This window comes from Algoriphagus vanfongensis DSM 17529 (genome assembly GCF_000429465.1).
In the GTDB taxonomy this organism is placed as follows: domain Bacteria; phylum Bacteroidota; class Bacteroidia; order Cytophagales; family Cyclobacteriaceae; genus Algoriphagus; species Algoriphagus vanfongensis.
The window spans coordinates 297,769-316,702 of sequence record NZ_AUBX01000009.1; the positions used below are offsets into that span (position 1 = coordinate 297,769).

The 18,934-nt window shown below is 42.6% G+C and carries 20 protein-coding genes; 12 read left to right on the plus strand and 8 right to left on the minus strand.

Going from position 1 to position 18,934, the window contains the following annotated elements:
* The first annotated feature begins 18 nt into the window (after nucleotides 1-18).
* A complete protein-coding gene (locus G460_RS0102475) occupies nucleotides 19-612 on the plus strand; it encodes a riboflavin synthase (protein WP_026953888.1) in 594 nt (197 codons plus the stop codon).
* A gap of 43 nt (nucleotides 613-655) precedes the next feature.
* Here G460_RS0102475 and G460_RS0102480 read toward each other — a convergent pair whose 3' ends face one another.
* From G460_RS0102480 to G460_RS0102490, 3 genes are all read right to left on the minus strand, one after another.
* Nucleotides 656-1,753 carry a formylglycine-generating enzyme family protein gene (locus G460_RS0102480; RefSeq protein ID WP_035463771.1) on the minus strand — a complete coding sequence of 366 codons (1,098 nt, stop codon included), beginning with the start codon at nucleotides 1,751-1,753 and terminating at the stop codon, nucleotides 656-658.
* A gap of 220 nt (nucleotides 1,754-1,973) precedes the next feature.
* Nucleotides 1,974-2,531: a ferritin gene (locus tag G460_RS0102485; protein WP_035463773.1), complete on the minus strand. Its 558-nt coding sequence runs from the start codon at nucleotides 2,529-2,531 to the stop codon at nucleotides 1,974-1,976.
* Nucleotides 2,532-2,634: 103 nt separating this feature from the next.
* Complete coding sequence (locus G460_RS0102490; RefSeq protein ID WP_035463775.1) at nucleotides 2,635-3,981, minus strand: M28 family metallopeptidase; 1,347 nt, start codon at nucleotides 3,979-3,981, stop codon at nucleotides 2,635-2,637.
* A 67-nt stretch (nucleotides 3,982-4,048) separates the two neighbouring features.
* Here G460_RS0102490 and G460_RS0102495 point away from each other — a divergent pair, with 67 nt between their 5' ends.
* The 4 genes from G460_RS0102495 to G460_RS0102510 all read left to right on the plus strand — a co-directional run bounded on the left by G460_RS0102495 (nucleotide 4,049) and on the right by G460_RS0102510 (nucleotide 7,611).
* Nucleotides 4,049-4,567, plus strand: coding sequence for a DinB family protein (locus G460_RS0102495; RefSeq protein ID WP_026953892.1), 519 nt, complete (start codon nucleotides 4,049-4,051; stop codon nucleotides 4,565-4,567).
* A complete protein-coding gene (locus tag G460_RS0102500; protein ID WP_026953893.1) occupies nucleotides 4,564-5,358 on the plus strand; it encodes a PhzF family phenazine biosynthesis protein in 795 nt (264 codons plus the stop codon). Before G460_RS0102495 ends, G460_RS0102500 begins: the two co-directional genes overlap by 4 nt.
* A 6-nt stretch (nucleotides 5,359-5,364) precedes the next feature.
* Nucleotides 5,365-6,060, plus strand: a complete 696-nt coding sequence (locus tag G460_RS0102505; RefSeq protein WP_169817491.1) for a potassium channel family protein — start codon at nucleotides 5,365-5,367, stop codon at nucleotides 6,058-6,060.
* 69 nt (nucleotides 6,061-6,129) lie between these two features.
* On the plus strand, nucleotides 6,130-7,611 hold the full coding sequence (locus tag G460_RS0102510; protein WP_026953895.1) for a S10 family peptidase: 1,482 nt from the start codon (nucleotides 6,130-6,132) through the stop codon (nucleotides 7,609-7,611).
* Between the two features lie 33 nt (nucleotides 7,612-7,644).
* Here G460_RS0102510 and G460_RS0102515 read toward each other — a convergent pair whose 3' ends face one another.
* Nucleotides 7,645-8,514: a glutamate--tRNA ligase family protein gene (locus G460_RS0102515; protein WP_026953896.1), complete on the minus strand. Its 870-nt coding sequence runs from the start codon at nucleotides 8,512-8,514 to the stop codon at nucleotides 7,645-7,647.
* A gap of 35 nt (nucleotides 8,515-8,549) precedes the next feature.
* Between G460_RS0102515 and G460_RS22530 the strand changes: the two genes are divergently transcribed.
* Together G460_RS22530 and G460_RS0102525 are read left to right on the plus strand one after the other, a co-directional pair.
* A complete protein-coding gene (locus G460_RS22530) occupies nucleotides 8,550-9,209 on the plus strand; it encodes a DUF6503 family protein (protein WP_051315885.1) in 660 nt (219 codons plus the stop codon).
* Between the two features lie 68 nt (nucleotides 9,210-9,277).
* Nucleotides 9,278-10,012, plus strand: a complete 735-nt coding sequence (locus G460_RS0102525) for a carboxypeptidase-like regulatory domain-containing protein (RefSeq protein ID WP_026953897.1) — start codon at nucleotides 9,278-9,280, stop codon at nucleotides 10,010-10,012.
* Here the strand turns inward: G460_RS0102525 and G460_RS0102530 are convergent.
* A complete protein-coding gene (locus tag G460_RS0102530; protein ID WP_035463777.1) occupies nucleotides 10,009-10,515 on the minus strand; it encodes a PaaI family thioesterase in 507 nt (168 codons plus the stop codon). The two genes, G460_RS0102525 and G460_RS0102530, sit on opposite strands and share 4 nt — an antisense overlap.
* Nucleotides 10,516-10,610: 95 nt before the next feature.
* On the opposite strand from G460_RS0102530, the gene G460_RS0102535 reads away from it, so the two are divergent.
* Entirely contained in the window at nucleotides 10,611-11,399 is a 789-nt protein-coding gene (locus G460_RS0102535; RefSeq protein ID WP_084421135.1) for a M48 family metallopeptidase, read from the plus strand.
* Nucleotides 11,400-11,485: 86 nt separating this feature from the next.
* Entirely contained in the window at nucleotides 11,486-12,013 is a 528-nt protein-coding gene (locus tag G460_RS0102540) for a hypothetical protein (protein ID WP_026953900.1), read from the plus strand.
* 752 nt (nucleotides 12,014-12,765) lie between these two features.
* Here the strand turns inward: G460_RS0102540 and G460_RS0102550 are convergent.
* Both G460_RS0102550 and G460_RS0102555 read right to left on the minus strand, forming a co-directional pair.
* Nucleotides 12,766-13,572, minus strand: coding sequence for a 3'-5' exonuclease (locus G460_RS0102550; RefSeq protein ID WP_026953902.1), 807 nt, complete (start codon nucleotides 13,570-13,572; stop codon nucleotides 12,766-12,768).
* Nucleotides 13,573-13,574: 2 nt separating this feature from the next.
* On the minus strand, nucleotides 13,575-14,930 hold the full coding sequence (locus tag G460_RS0102555; protein WP_026953903.1) for a UDP-N-acetylmuramate--L-alanine ligase: 1,356 nt from the start codon (nucleotides 14,928-14,930) through the stop codon (nucleotides 13,575-13,577).
* 134 nt (nucleotides 14,931-15,064) lie between these two features.
* On the opposite strand from G460_RS0102555, the gene G460_RS0102560 reads away from it, so the two are divergent.
* The 3 genes from G460_RS0102560 (at nucleotide 15,065) to G460_RS0102570 (ending at nucleotide 18,418) form a co-directional block, all read left to right on the plus strand.
* Nucleotides 15,065-15,751 carry a lycopene cyclase domain-containing protein gene (locus tag G460_RS0102560; protein WP_026953904.1) on the plus strand — a complete coding sequence of 229 codons (687 nt, stop codon included), beginning with the start codon at nucleotides 15,065-15,067 and terminating at the stop codon, nucleotides 15,749-15,751.
* Between the two features lie 86 nt (nucleotides 15,752-15,837).
* Nucleotides 15,838-17,418, plus strand: a complete 1,581-nt coding sequence (gene dnaB / locus G460_RS0102565) for a replicative DNA helicase (protein WP_026953905.1) — start codon at nucleotides 15,838-15,840, stop codon at nucleotides 17,416-17,418.
* Between the two features lies 1 nt (nucleotide 17,419).
* Nucleotides 17,420-18,418 (plus strand): zinc-binding dehydrogenase, encoded by a 999-nt coding sequence (locus G460_RS0102570; protein ID WP_026953906.1) that lies wholly within the window; start codon nucleotides 17,420-17,422, stop codon nucleotides 18,416-18,418.
* On the opposite strand, the gene G460_RS21285 is transcribed toward G460_RS0102570, so the two are convergent.
* On the minus strand, nucleotides 18,415-18,903 hold the full coding sequence (locus G460_RS21285; protein ID WP_051315886.1) for a hypothetical protein: 489 nt from the start codon (nucleotides 18,901-18,903) through the stop codon (nucleotides 18,415-18,417). The two genes, G460_RS0102570 and G460_RS21285, sit on opposite strands and share 4 nt — an antisense overlap.
* Nucleotides 18,904-18,934: the final 31 nt, after the last annotated feature.

The following is an 18,934-nucleotide window of genomic DNA, read 5'->3' on the forward strand; positions in this document are numbered from 1 at the left end:
CAGTACAAAGCAAATTCTATGTTTACAGGAATAATTGAATCTTTTGGAACCATTCAGAAAATCACTCAGGATGGAAGTAATTTTCATTTTGATTTAGAGTCAAATCTCGCTTCTGAATTAAAAATAGACCAGTCCCTCGCTCATGACGGGGTATGTCTGACGGTGGTCGAAACCAAGCCTGATAGCTATCGGGTGACAGCGATAGATGAGACTATCCAGAAAACCAATCTTTCCGGCTGGCAAGTAGGCAAAAAAGTAAACCTAGAGCGCTGTATGGCTGCAAATGGGAGATTTGATGGGCATATAGTGCAGGGCCATGTGGATCAGGTGGGAAAAGTGAGTGCGATTAAAGACCAAGATGGTTCTTGGGTTTTTGATTTGGAATATGATCCTGCCATCGGAAATGTCACTGTGGAAAAAGGCTCAATCACAATTAACGGTACAAGTCTGACATGCTTCAATTCGAGAGCAGGAGCTTTTTCAGTGGCAATCATTCCATACACGTATGAGCATACCAACTTCCATCAGCTTAAAGTCGGAGACCAGGTCAATTTGGAATTTGATATTGTAGGGAAATATATACAGCGGATCACCAAGGGATATACTCCCTAATTCATAAAAAAAGCAGCAAGTGTCAATTGCTGCTTTTTTATATTTATTTCATTCCTAGAGTTGGATTGTCAGGATCTTTGACGAGTCTGAAGCCGACATTGGAAGTGCCCGAGTCGAAGGCTTGACCCTGTCTCGCCGAAGGTCGGTAATTGACGCAATAGTTCGTGGCACAGAGATAGGAGCCACCTTTGATCACACGCTCTTGGGCAAAAGGATTGTCAGGATTGTAGCAAGGATTCATATTTGCATCCAGCTTGGGAGCTTGTCCTGCAAGTCTGGCATATTTCAAGGCATCATACCAGTCACTGGTGAGTTCCCATACATTGCCTATCATATCATAGAGTCCAAATGTATTGGGAGCATAATTTTTCACAGGGCTAGTGCCTACAAAACCATCTTCTCCTAAGTTTTCATTTGGAAATGTTCCCTGAAAAGTATTGGCTAGATATTGTCCATTGGGAGTGAGTTCATCTCCCCAGGCAAATCGCTTTCCGTCCATTCCTCCTCTTGCGGCAAATTCCCACTCGATTTCGGTTGGGAGCCTTTTTCCTACCCAGTCTGCATAGGCGAGGGCATCTTCATAAGAGATATGCACTACAGGATGGTTTTCTCTTCCGTCCAGATTACTGTCTGGACCTTCTGGATGTCTCCAAGAGGCGCCATTTACCCAAGTCCACCAGAGAGAGATGTCCTGAAGAGGAACTTGATAGGGAGGAGGGTTGAAAACCATAGATCCTGGTACTAAAACAGAATCATCTGGCTTTGGAGTGCCTGGAGGAAGTTGTTTTTTTAGTTCTTCCCAATCTATGGGTCTTTCTGCTACAGTCACATAGTCGGTAGCTTCAACAAATTTCGCAAATTCGGCATTGGTCACTTCATGCGTATCCATCCAAAAAGCCTGGACTTGCAGATCTACCGCAGGTTTCTCTGCCTCATAAGCATCAGCTTCATTCGTCCCCATGGTGAATTCACCGCCTGGGATCCACGCCATTCCTTCTGGCTGTTTGTCAGGCTTTGGAGTAGCCGCCAAGGTCATCTTTTCTTCGTCCTTGACTTCTTCTTTGGGCTTTTCTCCGCAGGAAGCTACTAATCCTAAAAGAGCGATGCCACAACTATATGTTAGATAATTCAGATTTTTCATTGGTATTGTTTTCTGAGTTGAAATTAAAAATAAATGGTTAAAAACTCAGCTTTTATGGAATAGTCCGGAAGAATACTGGCAAAAACTAGTTGAAATGAGCGGATGACATTCTTTCAAGTTTTCACAGTTGAACTGATTTGTAAGGGGAAAATTGAGAATAGAGGAAATAAAAAAAAGCGGTTGTGGAAACCGCTTTTTTTATTGAATAACAAGGTCAAGATCAGGCTCCTGCGGAATTGGCATCCGCATGAGCTGCTGCATGTAGCTTGCCAAGCTCTTGATCGATAGTCCATAGACCGACGCCTTCTTCTCCGATGATATCAAAGAGTTCGACTGCCCTACGGGACATGGTTTCCTCTTCACGCTGCTCTGTCACATACCATTGCATAAAGCTAAATGTGGCAAAATCTTTCACATTAAAAGCATGGTCTACGATATTATTGATAGACTTGGTTACTAGGATTTCATGTTCCAAGATCAACTCAAAGACTTCTCTCAGAGAGTTGAAATGATGTCTGATTCCTGTGATCTCAGGCTGAATGGCGTGTCCGCCTGCCTCATTCACATATTGGAAAATCTTCATCATGTGCATTCTTTCCTCATCTGCATGAGTGTAGAGGTATTTGGCAGCATTTTCATAACCCATCATATGACACCATGAAGCCATGGAAAGATAATAGGCAGAAGACTTTCCTTCCATTTCGATTTGCTTGTTGAGTTGCTCCTCTGTATCGTGCAAAAGTGAACGCTGTAGTGTTACTATTTCCTTTTGTTTCATTGTTTCAATTGTTTAGTACAAAATTAACTAATAATGGCTGTGAAAGTTCCTTAAAGGCTTGATGGATAAAAATTTAGAATAGGTTTAATTAAATAGCGATAACTTATCTAGTTAGGGGTGAAGGAAATACTGCCAGACTTTCGGAGCCATTTTCTGAAACAGACTGTACGGCAAAGAAGTAGTTGTCCTTGGAGTAGGGGATCGTCAAATTAGTCTCCGTGGTATAAAATTTCTTTTCCCAAACGGGTGATGAAGTCTCACGCATCAGCACATAATAGCCTTTGACTTTGCCGACTTTTGGTGCTTCCCAGAGGAGAATAGAGTGATTGCTCAGGCCTCTGACATCGATCTGAACCTGCTGCGGCTGATCTGCAGAAGAAGCCAGAGTAGCCAAAGAAGCCAGGTTGACTGCAGCTACTTTCCTCAAATATTCGAAGTCCATAAACTCGGGTAAATCTCCATATTGAATGCCATCTTCCACTCTTACGTTTTCATGCTGATGGATAAAATGCTCGTTCATCTCAGACATACGCACAGCTGTAAAACCATTTCTGGCAAAGGAAGTCTGGTCGCCTCCTCGCAAGAATCGGTCAGGTCTATAGATCAGTTTGACCTCAAACTGATCCACATATCGCTCGCCTACTTCTTTGATGTAGCGAGCTAGTTGTCTGGATTTGCTATCATTGTCGGATCCTGAGTAGCGTCGAATGGCGGCTTCTCGCTCAGATTCAGATGCAGGGATGGTCTCTGAAAATACCCGCATTTTCAGATTATCTTTGATCAGGGTACCTGAAGACTCACTATTTCCCACTATATCATTGTTGAGGACTGCAGCAATATTCCAACCTTCCTCTTGAGCCTTGTCTGACATGTAGGTGGCTCCCTTGAGTCCTTGCTCTTCTCCTGTGAATGCTACGAATTTGATGGTAGCCGGGAAAGAATGAGAGGCCATGACTCTTGCCAGCTCTATGACTGCTGCTGTTCCGCTACCATCATCATTGGCTCCGGGTGCTGGGTTTTCTGCATCCATCACATTCTTATTTCTGGAATCCATATGTGCCGAAATGATAAATATCCTAGTATCATTTGGATCAGTTCCTTTCAGTGTGGCGACTACATTTGCTCCTGGTGAGTCTTGCTCGATCCTGCGTCCATCTCCTGGTATGGTAAACCTCTCTATTTCCGCAGTCATTCTGCCATTGGCATCAGTGGCATAGGTTTGAAATTTTGACAAAACCCAGTCCTGTGCGGCTGGCATACCATTTTGAGAATCCGTGCTAAGTGTATGTCGGGTGTTAAAGGAAGCCAATCTACGAACATGAGCCTCCAATGAGTCAGAGGATATCTCAGAGACCATCTGAGCGATCTCAGGATTTCTATGAATTATGGTTTGACTATATCCCCAATTTGCCATTGCGGCCAGGGAAAAGGTGAATAAAATTTTGCGCATAGTAGGGTTGATTAAAAGCATAAGACTAAATTTATCCTAGTCAATCTAACAAACATTCAATTTTTACATGAATACCTTTAAAATACCGAACAAAGGCGATTATCCCGCATTTTATCATACCTATCTGAAGCTGGTGGAAGACACCGACTATTGCAACTTGATTCAGGATCAGGTGAATGCGGTCAAGAAGCTCTTTGCCGAAAAGCCGGCAGATTGGGAAAATCAACCCTATGCTGAAGGTAAATGGTCACCTAAGGAAGTGCTAGGTCATGTGATTGATACCGAGAGAATTATGACTTTCAGGGCTTTGTGTTTTGCCAGGGGTGAAAAATCATCTCTTCCTGGTTTTGATCAGGATCCTTATGTGCTCAATGCCCGATTCGGTGCGGTGGATATTGAATTGCTGTTGGAAGACTTCGCAGCTCAAAGGAGAGCCTTAGTCACGTTGATTCAGACATTGCAGCAAGATGTACTTGACAATCAAGGTACTGCCAATGGCTCTACTATTACTCCTAGGGCTTTGTTTTGGATTATTCCGGGACATTTTATTCACCATCTTTCTATCCTTCAAGAACGGTATCCATGAAACTAGGAATTGGAATAATTGATGCATTTACGGATAGGGCATTTGGTGGCAATCCTGCCGCAGTATGCCTGCTGGAGCAGCCTCTATCAGAGGAGATGATGCAGCTCATCGCCATGGAAATGAATCTCAGTGAAACAGCTTTTGTTCAGAAAACTGATGAAAAGGGCAATTTTAGTTTGAGGTGGTTTACGCCGACAGTTGAGATTAGCCTATGTGGTCATGCTACGTTGGCTTCGGCTTTTTGGATGATGAGAAATGGATGGGCATTGCCGGGAGATGAAATCCGATTTCAGACTCTTAGTGGAGAGCTCAAGGTGAAAAGTGATGGAGATTGGCTGGAAATGAATTTTCCATTGATCCCGACATTCCATGATACGCATCCATACTTTGGCAGTGATTTCTTCGGGAAAAAAATCCTCGCTTCTTCTCAATTGTCTAAGAATTGGATTTTTGAACTAGAGTCAGAGCAAGCTGTCAAATCTGTTGCTCCAGATTTTCAGACTGTTTCTCAGCATAGTGAGGAAGGGATCATCGTGACTGCCGCCGGAGATGGGGAATTTGATATTATATCTAGGTTTTTTGGTCCCAATGTGGGGATCAATGAAGATCCGGTCACAGGATTTGCGCATTGTGCATTGATGGATTATTGGTTTCAGAAATCCGGAAAGTTGAGTTTGAAAGCTTTTCAGGCGAGTAAGAGGGGAGGAAAGATTGATTTGGAAAAGCACGATGATCGGGTGATATTGAGAGGTCAGGCTGTGGCAGTTTTTGCTGGAGCCATGGAAATCTAAATCAACGTGAAAGAATTTGCCAAAAGAATCAGGTTTAAAAGACTCGCCAATGACTTTACAGATTATTGGCTGACTGACGCCAGTTTTGGATTGCTGCTACTAATCCTACTCTTTACGGTTTTTGTACTTCCTATTTTGATTGACTATGGCCATATCGATATGGTTTTTGTCAATTTGGTGTTTCTGTTTTTGTTTTTCACAGGGATCTGGTCCTCCAGAAAACGACTCCTGATTTTCCTGACATCGGCACTGTTTATTTCGCAGTTGACTCTGAGGGTGCTGCGATTTTCTGATTTACCAGTGCAGTTTTATCTGACCGAAAGAATCGTCGGGATTGCGAATATGATGGTGTTTATTTTTCTGAATATCAGATTGTTGTTTCGGGATCGTGAGGTCAATTTGTATCGGGTGGTCGGTGCAATCAATGTATACCTTTGCATGGCCATTTTGGGAGCATTTGTGTTTGAGATTATCAATTTGACTGTGGGAAGTAGTATCTCAGGAGCCTTGAATCTTCAAGGTTTGGATGAGGATTTTTCGGAGTATATTTATTTTAGTTTGGTGAGTTTGACGACTGTTGGGTTTGGAGACTACTATCCCGTCAATGTCATGTCCAAGATGCTCTCAGTGTTTATGAGTACTGTCGGGATTTTATATCCGGCAGTTGTCATCGCTAAATTGGTCTCAGAAAGCAAGTCTTAATTCCATTGGTGTAAAAGCCCCTGTATTTTAGCCTCTTTCCGTTTAGTTTACCTTCAAATCACTAAACGTATGAGAAAAATCTACCTTTCAGCCATGTTTTTGCTCGGTTTTACCGTAGCCATGGCTCAGGAAACACGACAGATTCCTGTCGAGTCAAAAATCGAAAAGACTCACCAAACCACCATCAAAGGCAAATCTATTCCCTACAAATCTATCACGGGAACTCAGCCGGTTTGGAATGACAAAGGAGAGCCAATTGCTTCTTTGTTTTACACCTATTACGAACGTACGGATATCTCCGACAAGGATACAAGGCCTTTGGTGATCTCTTTCAATGGAGGTCCCGGGTCTGCGTCTATTTGGATGCACCTGGCCTATACCGGTCCGGTGATCTTGAATATCGATGATGAAGGCTACCCAGTCCAGCCTTATGGAACCAAGTCCAATCCTCACTCTATTCTGGATGTGGCTGATATAGTCTATGTAGATCCTGTCAATACTGGATATTCTAGAATTGTAGATGAAGAGACGCCTCGATCTACATTTTTTGGAATCAACTCAGATATTAAATACCTCGCGGATTGGGTGAATACTTTTGTGACAAGACAAAATAGATGGGCATCTCCCAAGTATCTGATCGGTGAAAGCTATGGTACCACCCGTGTGGCAGGCTTAGTTGCTCAGCTTCAAAATGCTCACTGGATGTATTTCAACGGAGTGATTTTGGTATCACCTACCGAATTGGGAATAGAACGGGGCGGACCTGTTCAGATGGCGAATTACCTTCCTTATTATGCGGCTACAGCTTGGTATCATGGACAACTGCCTGCGGATCTACAAAGCAAAGATCTAGATGAGATCCTTCCGGAAGTGGAAGCATATACCTTGGATAAGGTTTTGCCAGCTATGGTCAAAGGAGGTATGCTACCTGCTGCTGAACGCGATGCAGTTGCGACTCAGATGGCCCGATATTCCGGTATCAGTAAAGAAGCCATCCTTGGCCACAATTTGATGGTGCCTACCAGTTTCTTTTGGAAGGAATTGTTGAGAGAGGAAGGAATGACAGTAGGACGATTGGACAGTAGATATAAAGGATTTGATAGAATGGAAGCGGGACAACGATATGATTTCGATCCTGCGTTGACTAGCTGGAACCATGCTTTTGCGCCAGCTTTTAATATCTATGCCAAGAAAGTGTTGGGTTTTGAAACTGACTTGACCTATAATCTCTTCGGTCCTGTTCATCCTTGGGATCGCTCCAATGAGCATACTGGCGAGGATTTGGGACAGGCAATGCGCCAAAATCCATTCTTGCACGTGATGGTACAGTCGGGCTACTTTGATGGAGGTACAGACTTTTTCAATGCCAAGTACAGCATGTGGCACATCGATCCAAATGGAAAGATGAAAGATCGTCTGACTTTCAAAGGCTATCGATCTGGACACATGATGTATCTCAGAGCGGAAGATCTAGAAACTTCCAATGATGACATCCGGGATTTTATACAAAAATCAATGGTGGCACCCGATACCCCTGCCAAATACAATTAATCTTGGAAAGCCCGGCCGAAAAGTCGGGCTTTTTTATGGTATCAGTGATGTGAAATCTTCAAACGAATGAATCGGTTGACCGCACATTTCTCCGATCATCTGGTAAATCTCCGGCAATTTTTTTCCACTTTTTCTGAGATACTGAAGCGATGTAGCTCCTTCTGATTTTGAAAGCTTCTGCTTGCCTGAGCCTTTGAGGATGGGGTGGTGGAAAAAGCGAATAGACTCGAAATCATCCTCCTGGAGACTATCTGCCAAAAAGGACTGCGCAATGCTAGAGCTATAGAGGTCCTGCCCGCGAACGATCAAATCTACGCCGAAATGCAGATCATCAATCAATGAAGTTAATTGGTAAGCGGGCAAACCATCCTTTTTCCTAACTATGAAAAATGAAACGTCTTCGGGAATCACTTCCCATTTTTTTTGTCCAGAATAAGTTGAAAGAGGTATTAATTCAGCATCGAGGGTATTGATTCTCCAAGTCGCTTCTGGTCGGTCCAGTTTGATTTTTCGGTCAAGGCAGTGACCCAAGTAATACCCCGAAGAATTCATCTGTGAGATTTTTTTTCGAGAGCAGGTGCAGGCAAATAACTTCTGCTGATTTTTAAGTTGGTCCAAGGCCGCTTGGTACTGGTCCATGCGATGGACTTGGGACCATTCTGCTTCGAATTCTTTGAGATTTTGAGGTCCTTGATCGATGGGGATTTCCAAAAAATCAAGAGTTTCAAATATATCCTCGACATATTCTGAGCGGTATCGCTCTCTATCAAGGTCATCTATTCTAAGAAGTATTTTTGCCCCGGTTTTTTGAGCTATTGCTTTGGTCAGCAAAAATGAAAAAGCATTTCCCAGATGTAAATATCCGCTGGGTGTCGGGGCGATTCTTGTCAAAGTTGAATTCATTGAGACAAAAATAAGTAGATTGGAAAAAAAACTTCATGAGAAAACTTGGACTTTCTGCTTTGCTACTCGCTTTTTTTTCATGTCAATCTTCGGATAAAGCCTCTCAAACAGGACCTGAACTGATTGCGAAATCAATTGAATTTCATGATCCGCAAAATGAATGGAGCGACTTCAGAGGCACTTTGGTTTTTCAGGATAGTTTGCCGGACGGAAGGAATTCAAGATTTTACAAGGTCAGTTTAGATAATGCTAGTTCCAGCATGTCTTATTGGATCGAAGGGTTGGAGTACCGTGTACACCATGATTCGGTGGTGGTTTCCGAAGGAGCAATCGAGGATGAGCGGGCGCTTCGGATGAGAAATTATTATAGCTATTTATGGGGTTTGCCTATGAAGCTACTGGATGCCGGTACGAGCATAGATAGGGATGTGCAAGATGAAATGCTGAATGGGAAAATGTACAAGGTTGTTCGCGTGCCTTACGAGGCTGATACATGGTACTTTTATTTAGAACCGGACAGCTATGAGATGAAAGCTTATAAGTTCTATAAGGATGAGGAAAAGGGAGTCGGGGAGGTGATTTATTTGGATGGTCTGATGAATGTGGGTGAAATGAAAATCCCTAGCCATCGAACGTGGTACCGAACAGAAAAACCAGAATTTCTAGCTACCGACAAATTGCTGCGGATTGAGTGAGAAAACGACTTTAAGTTCTTTTAACCTGTAAATCAATCTCTCCTGAGATTCAATCTCTATTTTTGGATGTGAAAAAAATCCTACTTCTTTTTTTATTTCTGACCAGCAGTGGTTGTCTGATGGCACAAAGTACCTATTCTGGCAATGTCCTAGATGGAAGCGATAAGGCTTACATGGAGGGTGTGCAGGTCAGTGTGGCAGGGCAAAAGGCATCAGCTGTGACTAATCAAAGGGGGTATTTTTCTGTAGATGCGACACCGGGTGATACGCTCAAGCTTTCCTTTCCGGGGTTTATAGAGCAGGAGATTGTATTGGGCACCGAGCGGTTTTTGATGGTGCAGCTTCAGGACATGGCCCGGTTTCTACCCACTTTCGAAGTGAAAAGCCAGGCCTATTCTTACAGGCTAAAAGATGGGAGATTGGTGCTCAAAGATGAAAATGAAGCGGAACTTCCCTCCAGAAAAGGAGAGGTGACGGCAGGCACAAGGTCTGATGATCCCAATGGTGGTGTGGCTATCAGCGGTGCCATTTCCTATTTCACCAAAAAAGCGAAGCAAGCCCGAGAATATGAAAAAAAGAAGGCTTGGCACGCACGTCGACAAGGGTATTACGAAGTGATCCAATCAGATTCCGTTCAGGCGGACTTGATGGCCAAGTATGAATTGGAACAATCTGACTGGGATGCTTTGGTCATTCGATTCAATCAATTCCATCAAAGTCATGAGTTTTTGGATTGGTCAGAAGAAAAAGTGCAAAAGAGTCTGGAAGAGTTTTTTCGATTTGAGACCGCCTTCTCCAATTAAGTTTTCTTTTTGAATGACCAAGTGACATAGATCCTGGCGACCATTTCACCTGCTGGATTGGTGCCTGTCGATATCATCGTCAATTGACCAGTGTCTCCCGGCTTCATTGGGTTGAGCAAATCAAAGAGTTCTTCTCCCTGCTCACAAGTAAAGGTGATTTTCTGATCTGCTTTTTTGTGAAACTCTGCCTTGAAATCTACTACGAGCATACTGAATTTGCCTCTGCCAGCCAAGTACATCTGGCAAAGCGCTCCTGTGCTGAGCTCTCCTGCGCCAGCCATCGCAGCAAAATAGATAGACCGAAAGGGGTTTTGCGTTCGCCAAGAGTAGGGAAGTGTGACCTCACATTTCTCTTGGGTAATTGTTTTGATCCGAAACTTCCAAAAAATAGCCGAAGGCAATTTAGACAACATGGCCATCCAAAAGACGAGTGGATTGTTCATCTTTTGCTGGTACTCGAGACCTTTTGGAGTCAGTTTGGATGGAGTGATGATACTGGACATGGTTTGATATTTCTTTCAAAATAGTAATTTTTGTCGCCTCCTAAGAAGCTTGGTATTCTTTTTGGAAAATCTAAGTCAAACAATCAATCTTAATCATGAAAAAAGTCATCCTTTTATTTTTCTCAGGAATGGTGCTGTATTCCTGTGCCAAAGTGCCATTGACAGGAAGAAGTCAGTTGGCTACCGTCTCCAATGAAGAAATCATGCCTCTGGTCAATGAGGAATATCAACAAGTGAAGCAAGAGTCGAAATTAATCACCAATACGGCTGATGGACAGGCTGTCGTAAGAGTTGGAAATCGTGTTGCTGATGCTGTAGAAGCATTTTTGGTCCAAGAAGGCTACGAAGATTTGGTTGCCAGCTTTGATTGGGAATTCAATTTGATCGATTCAGAGCAGGTCAATGCTTGGTGTATGCCGGGTGGAAAAGTGGCCTTTTATACTGGGATCATGCCAGTGACGGAGGATGAGACCGGGATCGCAGTTGTCATGGGTCATGAGGTAGCGCATGCCGTAGCGTCACATGCGCGAGAAAGGATGTCCAATGGAATGCTAGCCAACTTGGGACTGAGTGTCTTGTCTGTAGCAGTCGGGCAAAATCCAAGTATGACTGAGCAAATATTTCTACAATCTGTGGGGATGGGAAGTGAACTTGGCATGTTGAGCTTTTCCAGAAAGCACGAGTTAGAAGCCGATGAACTGGGATTGATTTTCATGGCGATGGCCGGGTATGATCCCCGCGAAGCTCCTGTTTTTTGGGAAAGGATGGCTGCTGCGGGAGGTGAAACTCCTCCGGAATTTCTCTCTACTCACCCAGGACCGGATAGAAGGATCGAAAAGCTAAATGCGAATATGGATAAGGCTTTGAAATATTATAATAAATGATCGACGCTTTCAAGAAATAAACAAAAAGGAGTAGGTGATTAGCCTACTCCTTTATTATATTTATGAAATAGCCAAGTATAGAAATAATGAGTTTTTTTTTAAGATTAGTTGTTTTATTTGTGGTTCTATTTGGTATATCATCATGTAGTAGAAAATCATGGGATAATTCATATAAAGATGAAGATAACTATGAATCATTTTATGTCGTAGATACAATTTTAATAGAAAATCCTGTATATGTTTCTATTAGTAAAAGAGGGCTTTCTAGAGGTTTTTATATGAGTGAAAAGGATCTTAATATCTCTAGTAATCTTGATTTAGATGAAATGGCTAGAGACTCTAAGGTTTATTTTTCTGGAGGTAATTTGTTAGGTTTCTTTCCAGGTGAATCATTTGTTGAAATCTTGGATTCCTGTTCCAATATTTTTTCAATAAAAAAAGCAAATAAAGAAGTGATTTTATATTACTCAGATAAGCCAATAAAGAAGTTTGTTTTGGCTTTATCAACATTAAATTATTATAATCAGGTTGATTCCTCGTTAGAATCTTGGAATTTAGAGTCAGACTTGGAAAAGTCAGTATATATTAAAGTCGTTTTTCCATTATGTGAATAGAAGGACCTTCCCCCAATTAGGAGTAAAATTCAATTATTTAAATGGCGTTGACTAGGTGTAGTTTGAACCTTCACGCGGATAGTAAATATATGAGGTTTTCGTTGCAAAAGATAACATAGTTTAGATAATTTTCATATGTAGTTTGCCTTTCTTGAAAAGCTATTTTCAAAAATAAATGAGATGTAAATGAAAAAATATAGGTATATTATAATTTTAACTTTCTTATCAGTTTTGGTTCAAATGTATCTTAACTTCGATCAGCTTTCAAGGGCGTTTGGAGGTGTAGTTTTTCAGTTTATAGGATCTGGACTAATAGGTTGGGTATTTTCGCAATTTTATAATAAGTATTATAAGTCCTCACGATTAGTGTGGTGGGCTAGATTCTATGCATTAATGATTGTAGGCTCTATAGTTATGCATCTAATTGGTGTGACCAATTAATAATTGAATTTGATAGAAATGCATATTTAGGTGACGTGATAGGTTTTTCCCGCTGGGAGTAGAATATGATTGGATTAAAAAATGGCATTGACTAAGCGTAATCCACGACAATTGACGGGAGAAATTATACATTACTATTTTTAGAATTTGACAATTTCTAAATTAATAGGTTTTACGGATAAATTCCAATTAAAAATTGGCAAGGATAGGAGGGTGGAATTGCAAGTCCTACCCAGCGTTAAATGGAGTCATAAGATTTCAAAAAGCAGTAAACAAAAAGGAGTAGGTGATTAGCCTACTCCTTTTTGATGTTATTTAGATCCAAAACCTCTCAGCTTCACTTGAGTCAGTTTTCTTTTGGTATCCAATGGAAAATCGCCTCGCATCATCCAATCATAATAGCCAGGTTCTTCTTTGAGTACTTCTTCGATCGGTTTTCCCTTGTGTTTTCCAAAGTTGAAAACTTCAATACCCTCGGAATTAAATATAAATCTACCAGCCAGATCGACCATTTTTTCATTGACCAGATCGTGGATTTTCTTCATGTCATTCTCGAAAACTCCCAGTTTATTTCCCTGTAAATCTTCGGCTTCTTCTCCTAGGTATCGCTCTACCTGAGCTCTGAAAACATCCAAAGTAGCCAAAGTATCAGCTTCAGCACTATGGGCATTTTCCAGTTTTTTACCGCAGTAAAATTTGTAGGCAGCAGTCAGGTTTCTTTTTTCCATCAAGTGGAAGATTTTCTGCGCATCCAGAAGATTTCTTTTGTCCAAGTCGAAGTCAATTCCTGCTCTCAAAAACTCTTCAACTAGTAAGGGGATATCGTACTTCAACACATTGAAACCTGCCAAATCTGCTCCGCCGATGAATTGATGGATATCTTTAGCCAAGTCTTTAAAAGTAGGTTCGTTTTTGATGTCTTTGTCATAAATCCCATGGATCAGAGAGGACTCCAATGGAATGGGAATCCCAGGGTTGACCCGCTTGGTATAGATGTCCTGCCACCCGTTTGGATGAACCTTCACGATGGAGATTTCCACGATTCTGTCGGTTCCCACATTGGTTCCAGTAGCTTCAAGGTCAAAAAATGCAATTGAGTTTTTTAAGTTTAAATCCATTTTCAATCAAATTTTGCTTTGAGTCCTTCTAGGTTCATATTGTCATAGTTGCCTGAGCTCATCAAAAGCAGATTCGTGTTTGTATAATCTTGGCTCAAAAGGTACGATTTTAAAGCATGACTATCCGTAAAGAGTTTTAAATCCTTTCTTTTAAATCCATTTCTGAGAGTTTCCTCATCCATGAGTTCAAGCCGTTTCATTTCCGCAGCATGCGGATTGAGGTAGATGATGGCATCGTCTGGAGCATCCATGGTAGATGCATAGTTGGGCAGAAAATCCTTGTTGAGGGAGGAATAAGTATGTAGCTCTTGCACGGCGATCAGCCTTCGGTTTGGAAACTGAGCCTTGACAGCATTCGCAGTTGCTTTCAATTTGGAAGGAGCATGTGCAAAATCCCGATAAAGTGCGCGGTCTTCCTGAGCTTTGATGAGCTCCATCCGCTTGGCAGCACCTTTGAAGCTTTGGATAGATTCATAAAACTGGTCCTCACTGAGACCAAGTGCTTCGCAGACTTTCTTTGCACCATTTAGATTTTGCAGGTTATGCTCTCCGAAAATTCGAATAGCAATCTCTCCCGCTTTGGTAATAAGGCTTGTTTTTCCTCCTGAAATACTAGCAGGGTGAGCTAGGTAGGGATTTTTGATCCCTTTGATGGCACTTTTCTCTGCGAGTTCTTTGACCAAGAGATCTGCTTCACAATAAATCAATTCCCCTTGATCTGGAGTCAGATCTATGAGTTGCCTAAACTGATCCTTATACTCCTCAAAATCCGGAAATACATTGAAATGATCCCAGGCTATCCCCGAAAGTAAGGCAATGTCATGCTTGTAATGAAAGAACTTTGGCCTTCGATCCAAAGGAGAAGTCAAATACTCATCGCCTTCGATAATGATCACGGGAGCATCGGACAATCTGACCATCAAATCAAACCCCTCAATCTGAGCACCTACCAAATAGTCAAAGTCAATTTGTTGCTCCTTCAGCACGTGCAGGATAATGGATGTAATCGAAGTCTTACCATGAGATCCAGCGATCACGACCCGTTTTTTGTCTTTGCTTTGATTGTAGATAAATTCTGGAAAGGAGTAAACCGGGATTCCCAGTTCTTTGGCTCGCACCAATTCGGGATTGTCGATTCGGGCGTGCATTCCGAGTATGATCCCGTCCAGATTTTTCTGGATCTTTTCTGGAAACCAGCCAAATTCTTCAGGAAGAATTCCTGCTTGTGCAAGTCTGGTTTTGGAGGGTTCATAAATCTCATCATCCGATCCGGTGACATGATATCCTTTTTTCACCAGTGCCAGGGCCAAATTGTGCATGACGGCACCTCCGATGGCAATGAAATGGTAGTTTTTCATAAAAATGGTCTCGATTTCTGGGTTCAAACTTATAAATAATTACGGCTAGCTTGGGATAAAATTTGAAAAGCTCTGGGATTTTTTGAGGGCTAGGCTTTTTCCTTATTTTCGCAGTCATTATTAATTTTTAAAAGATGCTGGAAGACCGCTACGCCTATTTGATTTTGTCTCTTCTTTATTTGCTGGCCTGGGCTGTAGTTTATTGGAAAAACCCTTGGAAATCCGGCATGATCAAGGTTTGCATCATCGGCGGCTTGATGGGCATAGTCGCGGAAGTATGGTATTTTCATGACTATTGGCAGCCTCCTATGCTTTGGAAAACCGGTTGGCCAGGGATCGAGGATTTCATCATTGGCTTCGCCATGTTTGGTGTTGGGGGCTATATCCATTCTTCTTTTACCAAGAAGGAAATCAACTACGACAAGCAGACTCCGGCCAAGAACCGGGATTTTTTCTTTTTGTGGCTGATTGGCTGCTCTAGCTTGACCTTGTTTAGCTTGGTCTTAGATATTCACTCAGGCTATGTCACCTTTTTTACATTTATGGGCCTGGCTACTTATATCTGGATTCAGCGGCCTGATTTGATTGGGTTGTCTTTGATTTCAGGATTTGCCATTCTTGCGATTGTGATTGTGATCTATTACATCACCTTTGGTATTCTTTATCCTCATTTTTGGGATAGGTATGGTATGCTACATGACGAACCTATTTTGGGGTATAAAATCCTTGAGATTCCTGTATCAGAAATGCTGTGGCATTTTAGCTGGGCGATCCTGTGTAGCATGTTTCGGGGCTATCGAAATGGAGTCTATTACAAATAGTCTGAGTCTCAGTCGGATTGATTTTTGTTGATAAGTTTTGGAAAACTTGTTTAAAACTCTTGACTTAAAGGAGATACATTTGTTCCATGACCGACAAACCGAATACGCCTAGATTCAGCCGAAAGAAATCCAATTTTGACAGCCCAAACTCCATGGGGAAATTGCCTCCTCAGGCAGTGGATCTGGAGGAAGCTGTATTGGGTGCATTGATGTTGGAGAAGGATGCTTTGACCAATGTGATCGACATTTTGAAAGTGGAGTCCTTCTACAAGGATGCGCATCAGGTGATTTTTCGGGCTATTTTGGATCTTTTTACCGAGTCACAGCCGATTGACCTGCTGACAGTCACTTCCCAATTGAGAAAAAATGGGACGTTGGAAGTGGCCGGTGGAGCTTTTTATGTGACCGAACTGACCTCCAAAGTCGCTTCTGCCGCTAACATTGAATACCATGCGAGGATCATTACAGAGCAGGCGATCAAACGTGAACTGATCAGTATTTCATCGGAAATTCAAAAGGATGCTTTTGAAGATACTACCGATGTATTTGAACTGCTGGACAAGATGGAGCAATCCCTCTTTGAGATATCCGAGAAAAACATCAGAAAGAACTATTCCGACATGAAGTCCATCATGCGGGAAGCATTTGCTGAGTTGGAGTCCAAAAAGCATCAAAAGGATGGTTTAACTGGTGTCCCTTCAGGATTTACGGCCTTGGATCGTGTGACTTCGGGTTGGCAAAAAGCAGATTTGGTCATTATTGCTGCCCGTCCTGCGATGGGTAAGACAGCCTTTGTACTCTCTGTACTACGGAATGCGGCAGTAGATCATGACAAGCCTGTTGCTATTTTTTCACTGGAGATGTCCTCTGTCCAGATGGTCAATCGTCTCATCTCTTCAGAGGCTGAGCTGGACTCAGAAAAAATCAAGAAGGGAACTTTGGCAGAGCATGAATGGGCTCAATTGGTTCACAAAACTGCAAAACTTTCCAAAGCGCCTCTTTTCATCGATGACACGCCAGCGCTTTCCATTCTGGAGCTTCGTGCCAAAGCCAGAAAACTCAAGGCCCAGCACGACATTCAGATGATTGTAATTGATTACTTGCAGCTGATGTCGGGTGATTCGAAAGGTGGAAATGGCGGAAATCGGGAGCAGGAAATTGCGAGTATTTCCCGTGCCTTGAAGAAGATTGCCAAGGAACTGATGATCCCGGTAATTGCCCTTTCCCAGCTTTCCAGGGCAGTGGAGACCAGAGGTGGAGATAAGCGACCTCAGCTTTCAGATTTGAGGGAATCAGGAGCGATCGAGCAAGATGCCGATATGGTAATGTTCCTCTATCGTCCGGAATATTATGGAATTACCGAGGATGAAGAGCACAATTCAACTCAGGGTGTGGGAGAGGTGATTATAGCCAAACACAGAAATGGATCATTGGATACAGTTAAACTCCGATTCATCGGTAGATACACGAGGTTTACAGATTTGGATAATTTTGGAGGCTATGGAGCTCCCCAAAATCCTGTAGAGCCGATGTACGGAAATAAATTTGCATCGCAATCCAGCGGCGCAGGTGAGTTTGAGGGTGGCAATACCATCAAAATGCAAAGTCGCGCCAATGATGATCTGGACGATTTATTAAACAAAGAGTCAAAACCAACCGATTTTTAGAATGAAAGGGATTGTTCTCAACAGAAGTCTGCCGGGAAATTTGGAGCTAAAAGAGCTGGCTCCGCAAAGTCTACAACCAAATCAAGTCCGGATCAAAGTTCTTGCTGCCGCTCTCAATCATCGGGATGAGTGGTGCCGCAAAGGCAAATATCCCAACTTGAAAGATGGAGTTATTCTTGGTTCGGATGCCTGTGGGACGATCATTGAATTGGGATCGGAGGTTACGGGACTGAAGCTTGGACAAGACGTGATCGTCAATCCTGCACTTCATTGGGGTGAGAGCAATCTTGCTCAGTCAGAGTCTTTTCAGATCATAGGAATGCCCTCTGATGGTACTTTGGCGGAGGAGTTAGTCATCAATTCAGATCGCGTTTTTTCCAAACCGGAGCATTTGAGTGCTACTGAAGCTGCGGCATTGCCTTTGGCTGGCTTGACGGCCTTTCGTGCCCTGATGACTCAGGGAGGTCTGACATCAGGAGATTGTGTGCTGATTTCGGGGTTTGGAGGGGGTGTGGCCCAGTTTGCAGCCCAGTTTGCGCTTGCGATGGGAGTAGATGTCTACGTGACGAGTAGCAGTGCGGAGAAGATTGAAAGGGCGCTTGATTTAGGCGCCAAAGCTGGATTTGATTATAGGAAAGAAGATTGGGCTGATGCTGCAAAAAGCGAGACGGGAGGATTTGACCTGATCATTGATGGTGCGGCAGGAGATGGGCTCAATGAACTTGTCAAAGCAACCAAGCCAGGTGGACGAATAGTGATTTATGGTGCCACACAGGGTAATCCAGGATCGCTGGAAGCCCGTCGAATTTTTTGGAACCAACTGAAGATTATCGGTACGACAATGGGGTCGGATTCAGATTTTGAAGCCATGTTGAATTATGTTCAAAAGCACCAGATTAAACCCCTGGTTGATTCAGTTTATGGATTTCAAGAGGCTGCGAAAGCCTTTGATAAAATGGATCAGGGGCTCCAGTTAGGCAAAATCGTCTTGGCTCCTTAGAGTAACTGGTACGTTTCCCCAAATTCCTTTTTGGCAATCCGATAGACCTCATCCAGCTCTGGAGGAGCCACTAAAAAGTCTCCTTTTTTGATGATCATGTCTTCTCCCCATTCAGCTTCGAAACACACCTCATCCTGCTGTCCGAGCTGTTGTAGATTTTCTTCCGAAAACTCGATGGCCCACACATAGCCTTTGGAAGAGTAGCATGCCCAGCCTTTTTCCAGCGCTCCCTTCAACTCATACTTTTTCTCGAAAGACTGCTTTTTAACTAGATACTTTTCCGAAGAGCTGGTTTGGTTTTCTACCAAAAAATCTCCCGCTTTAGCTGTGTTTTTTGTCTCCACACCATCAGAGGTTTTTGTATAGATGATCTCTCCTTCGGTAGCTCTTTTGGCTTTGATCAGGGTCTTCTTTTTGTATTTCCTTCCTTGCTTTTCAAAAATCGGGGTGAAGTGCTCGAGCATTTGCTTTTGAGAGATCTGCATAAAATTTTTATTTTCACTAAGCTACTGAAAT

Bases quoted from the DNA above. Each gene is read 5' to 3' on its own strand.
- G460_RS22530 (WP_051315885.1), top strand. From the start codon at position 8,550: ATGAGAAAACTTGGACTTTCTGCTTTGCTACTCGCTTTTTTTTCATGT.
- G460_RS0102480 (WP_035463771.1), bottom strand. From the start codon at position 1,753: ATGAAAAATCTGAATTATCTAACATATAGTTGTGGCATCGCTCTTTTA.
- G460_RS0102490 (WP_035463775.1), bottom strand. From the start codon at position 3,981: ATGCGCAAAATTTTATTCACCTTTTCCCTGGCCGCAATGGCAAATTGG.
- G460_RS0102485 (WP_035463773.1), bottom strand. From the start codon at position 2,531: ATGAAACAAAAGGAAATAGTAACACTACAGCGTTCACTTTTGCACGAT.
- dnaB (WP_026953905.1), top strand. From the start codon at position 15,838: ATGACCGACAAACCGAATACGCCTAGATTCAGCCGAAAGAAATCCAAT.
- G460_RS0102510 (WP_026953895.1), top strand. From the start codon at position 6,130: ATGAGAAAAATCTACCTTTCAGCCATGTTTTTGCTCGGTTTTACCGTA.
- G460_RS0102515 (WP_026953896.1), bottom strand. From the start codon at position 8,514: ATGAATTCAACTTTGACAAGAATCGCCCCGACACCCAGCGGATATTTA.
- G460_RS0102570 (WP_026953906.1), top strand. From the start codon at position 17,420: ATGAAAGGGATTGTTCTCAACAGAAGTCTGCCGGGAAATTTGGAGCTA.
- G460_RS0102500 (WP_026953893.1), top strand. From the start codon at position 4,564: ATGAAACTAGGAATTGGAATAATTGATGCATTTACGGATAGGGCATTT.
- G460_RS21285 (WP_051315886.1), bottom strand. From the start codon at position 18,903: ATGCAGATCTCTCAAAAGCAAATGCTCGAGCACTTCACCCCGATTTTT.
- G460_RS0102540 (WP_026953900.1), top strand. From the start codon at position 11,486: ATGAGTTTTTTTTTAAGATTAGTTGTTTTATTTGTGGTTCTATTTGGT.
- G460_RS0102535 (WP_084421135.1), top strand. From the start codon at position 10,611: ATGAAAAAAGTCATCCTTTTATTTTTCTCAGGAATGGTGCTGTATTCC.
- G460_RS0102550 (WP_026953902.1), bottom strand. From the start codon at position 13,572: ATGGATTTAAACTTAAAAAACTCAATTGCATTTTTTGACCTTGAAGCT.
- G460_RS0102495 (WP_026953892.1), top strand. From the start codon at position 4,049: ATGAATACCTTTAAAATACCGAACAAAGGCGATTATCCCGCATTTTAT.
- G460_RS0102475 (WP_026953888.1), top strand. From the start codon at position 19: ATGTTTACAGGAATAATTGAATCTTTTGGAACCATTCAGAAAATCACT.
- G460_RS0102530 (WP_035463777.1), bottom strand. From the start codon at position 10,515: ATGTCCAGTATCATCACTCCATCCAAACTGACTCCAAAAGGTCTCGAG.
- G460_RS0102560 (WP_026953904.1), top strand. From the start codon at position 15,065: ATGCTGGAAGACCGCTACGCCTATTTGATTTTGTCTCTTCTTTATTTG.
- G460_RS0102555 (WP_026953903.1), bottom strand. From the start codon at position 14,930: ATGAAAAACTACCATTTCATTGCCATCGGAGGTGCCGTCATGCACAAT.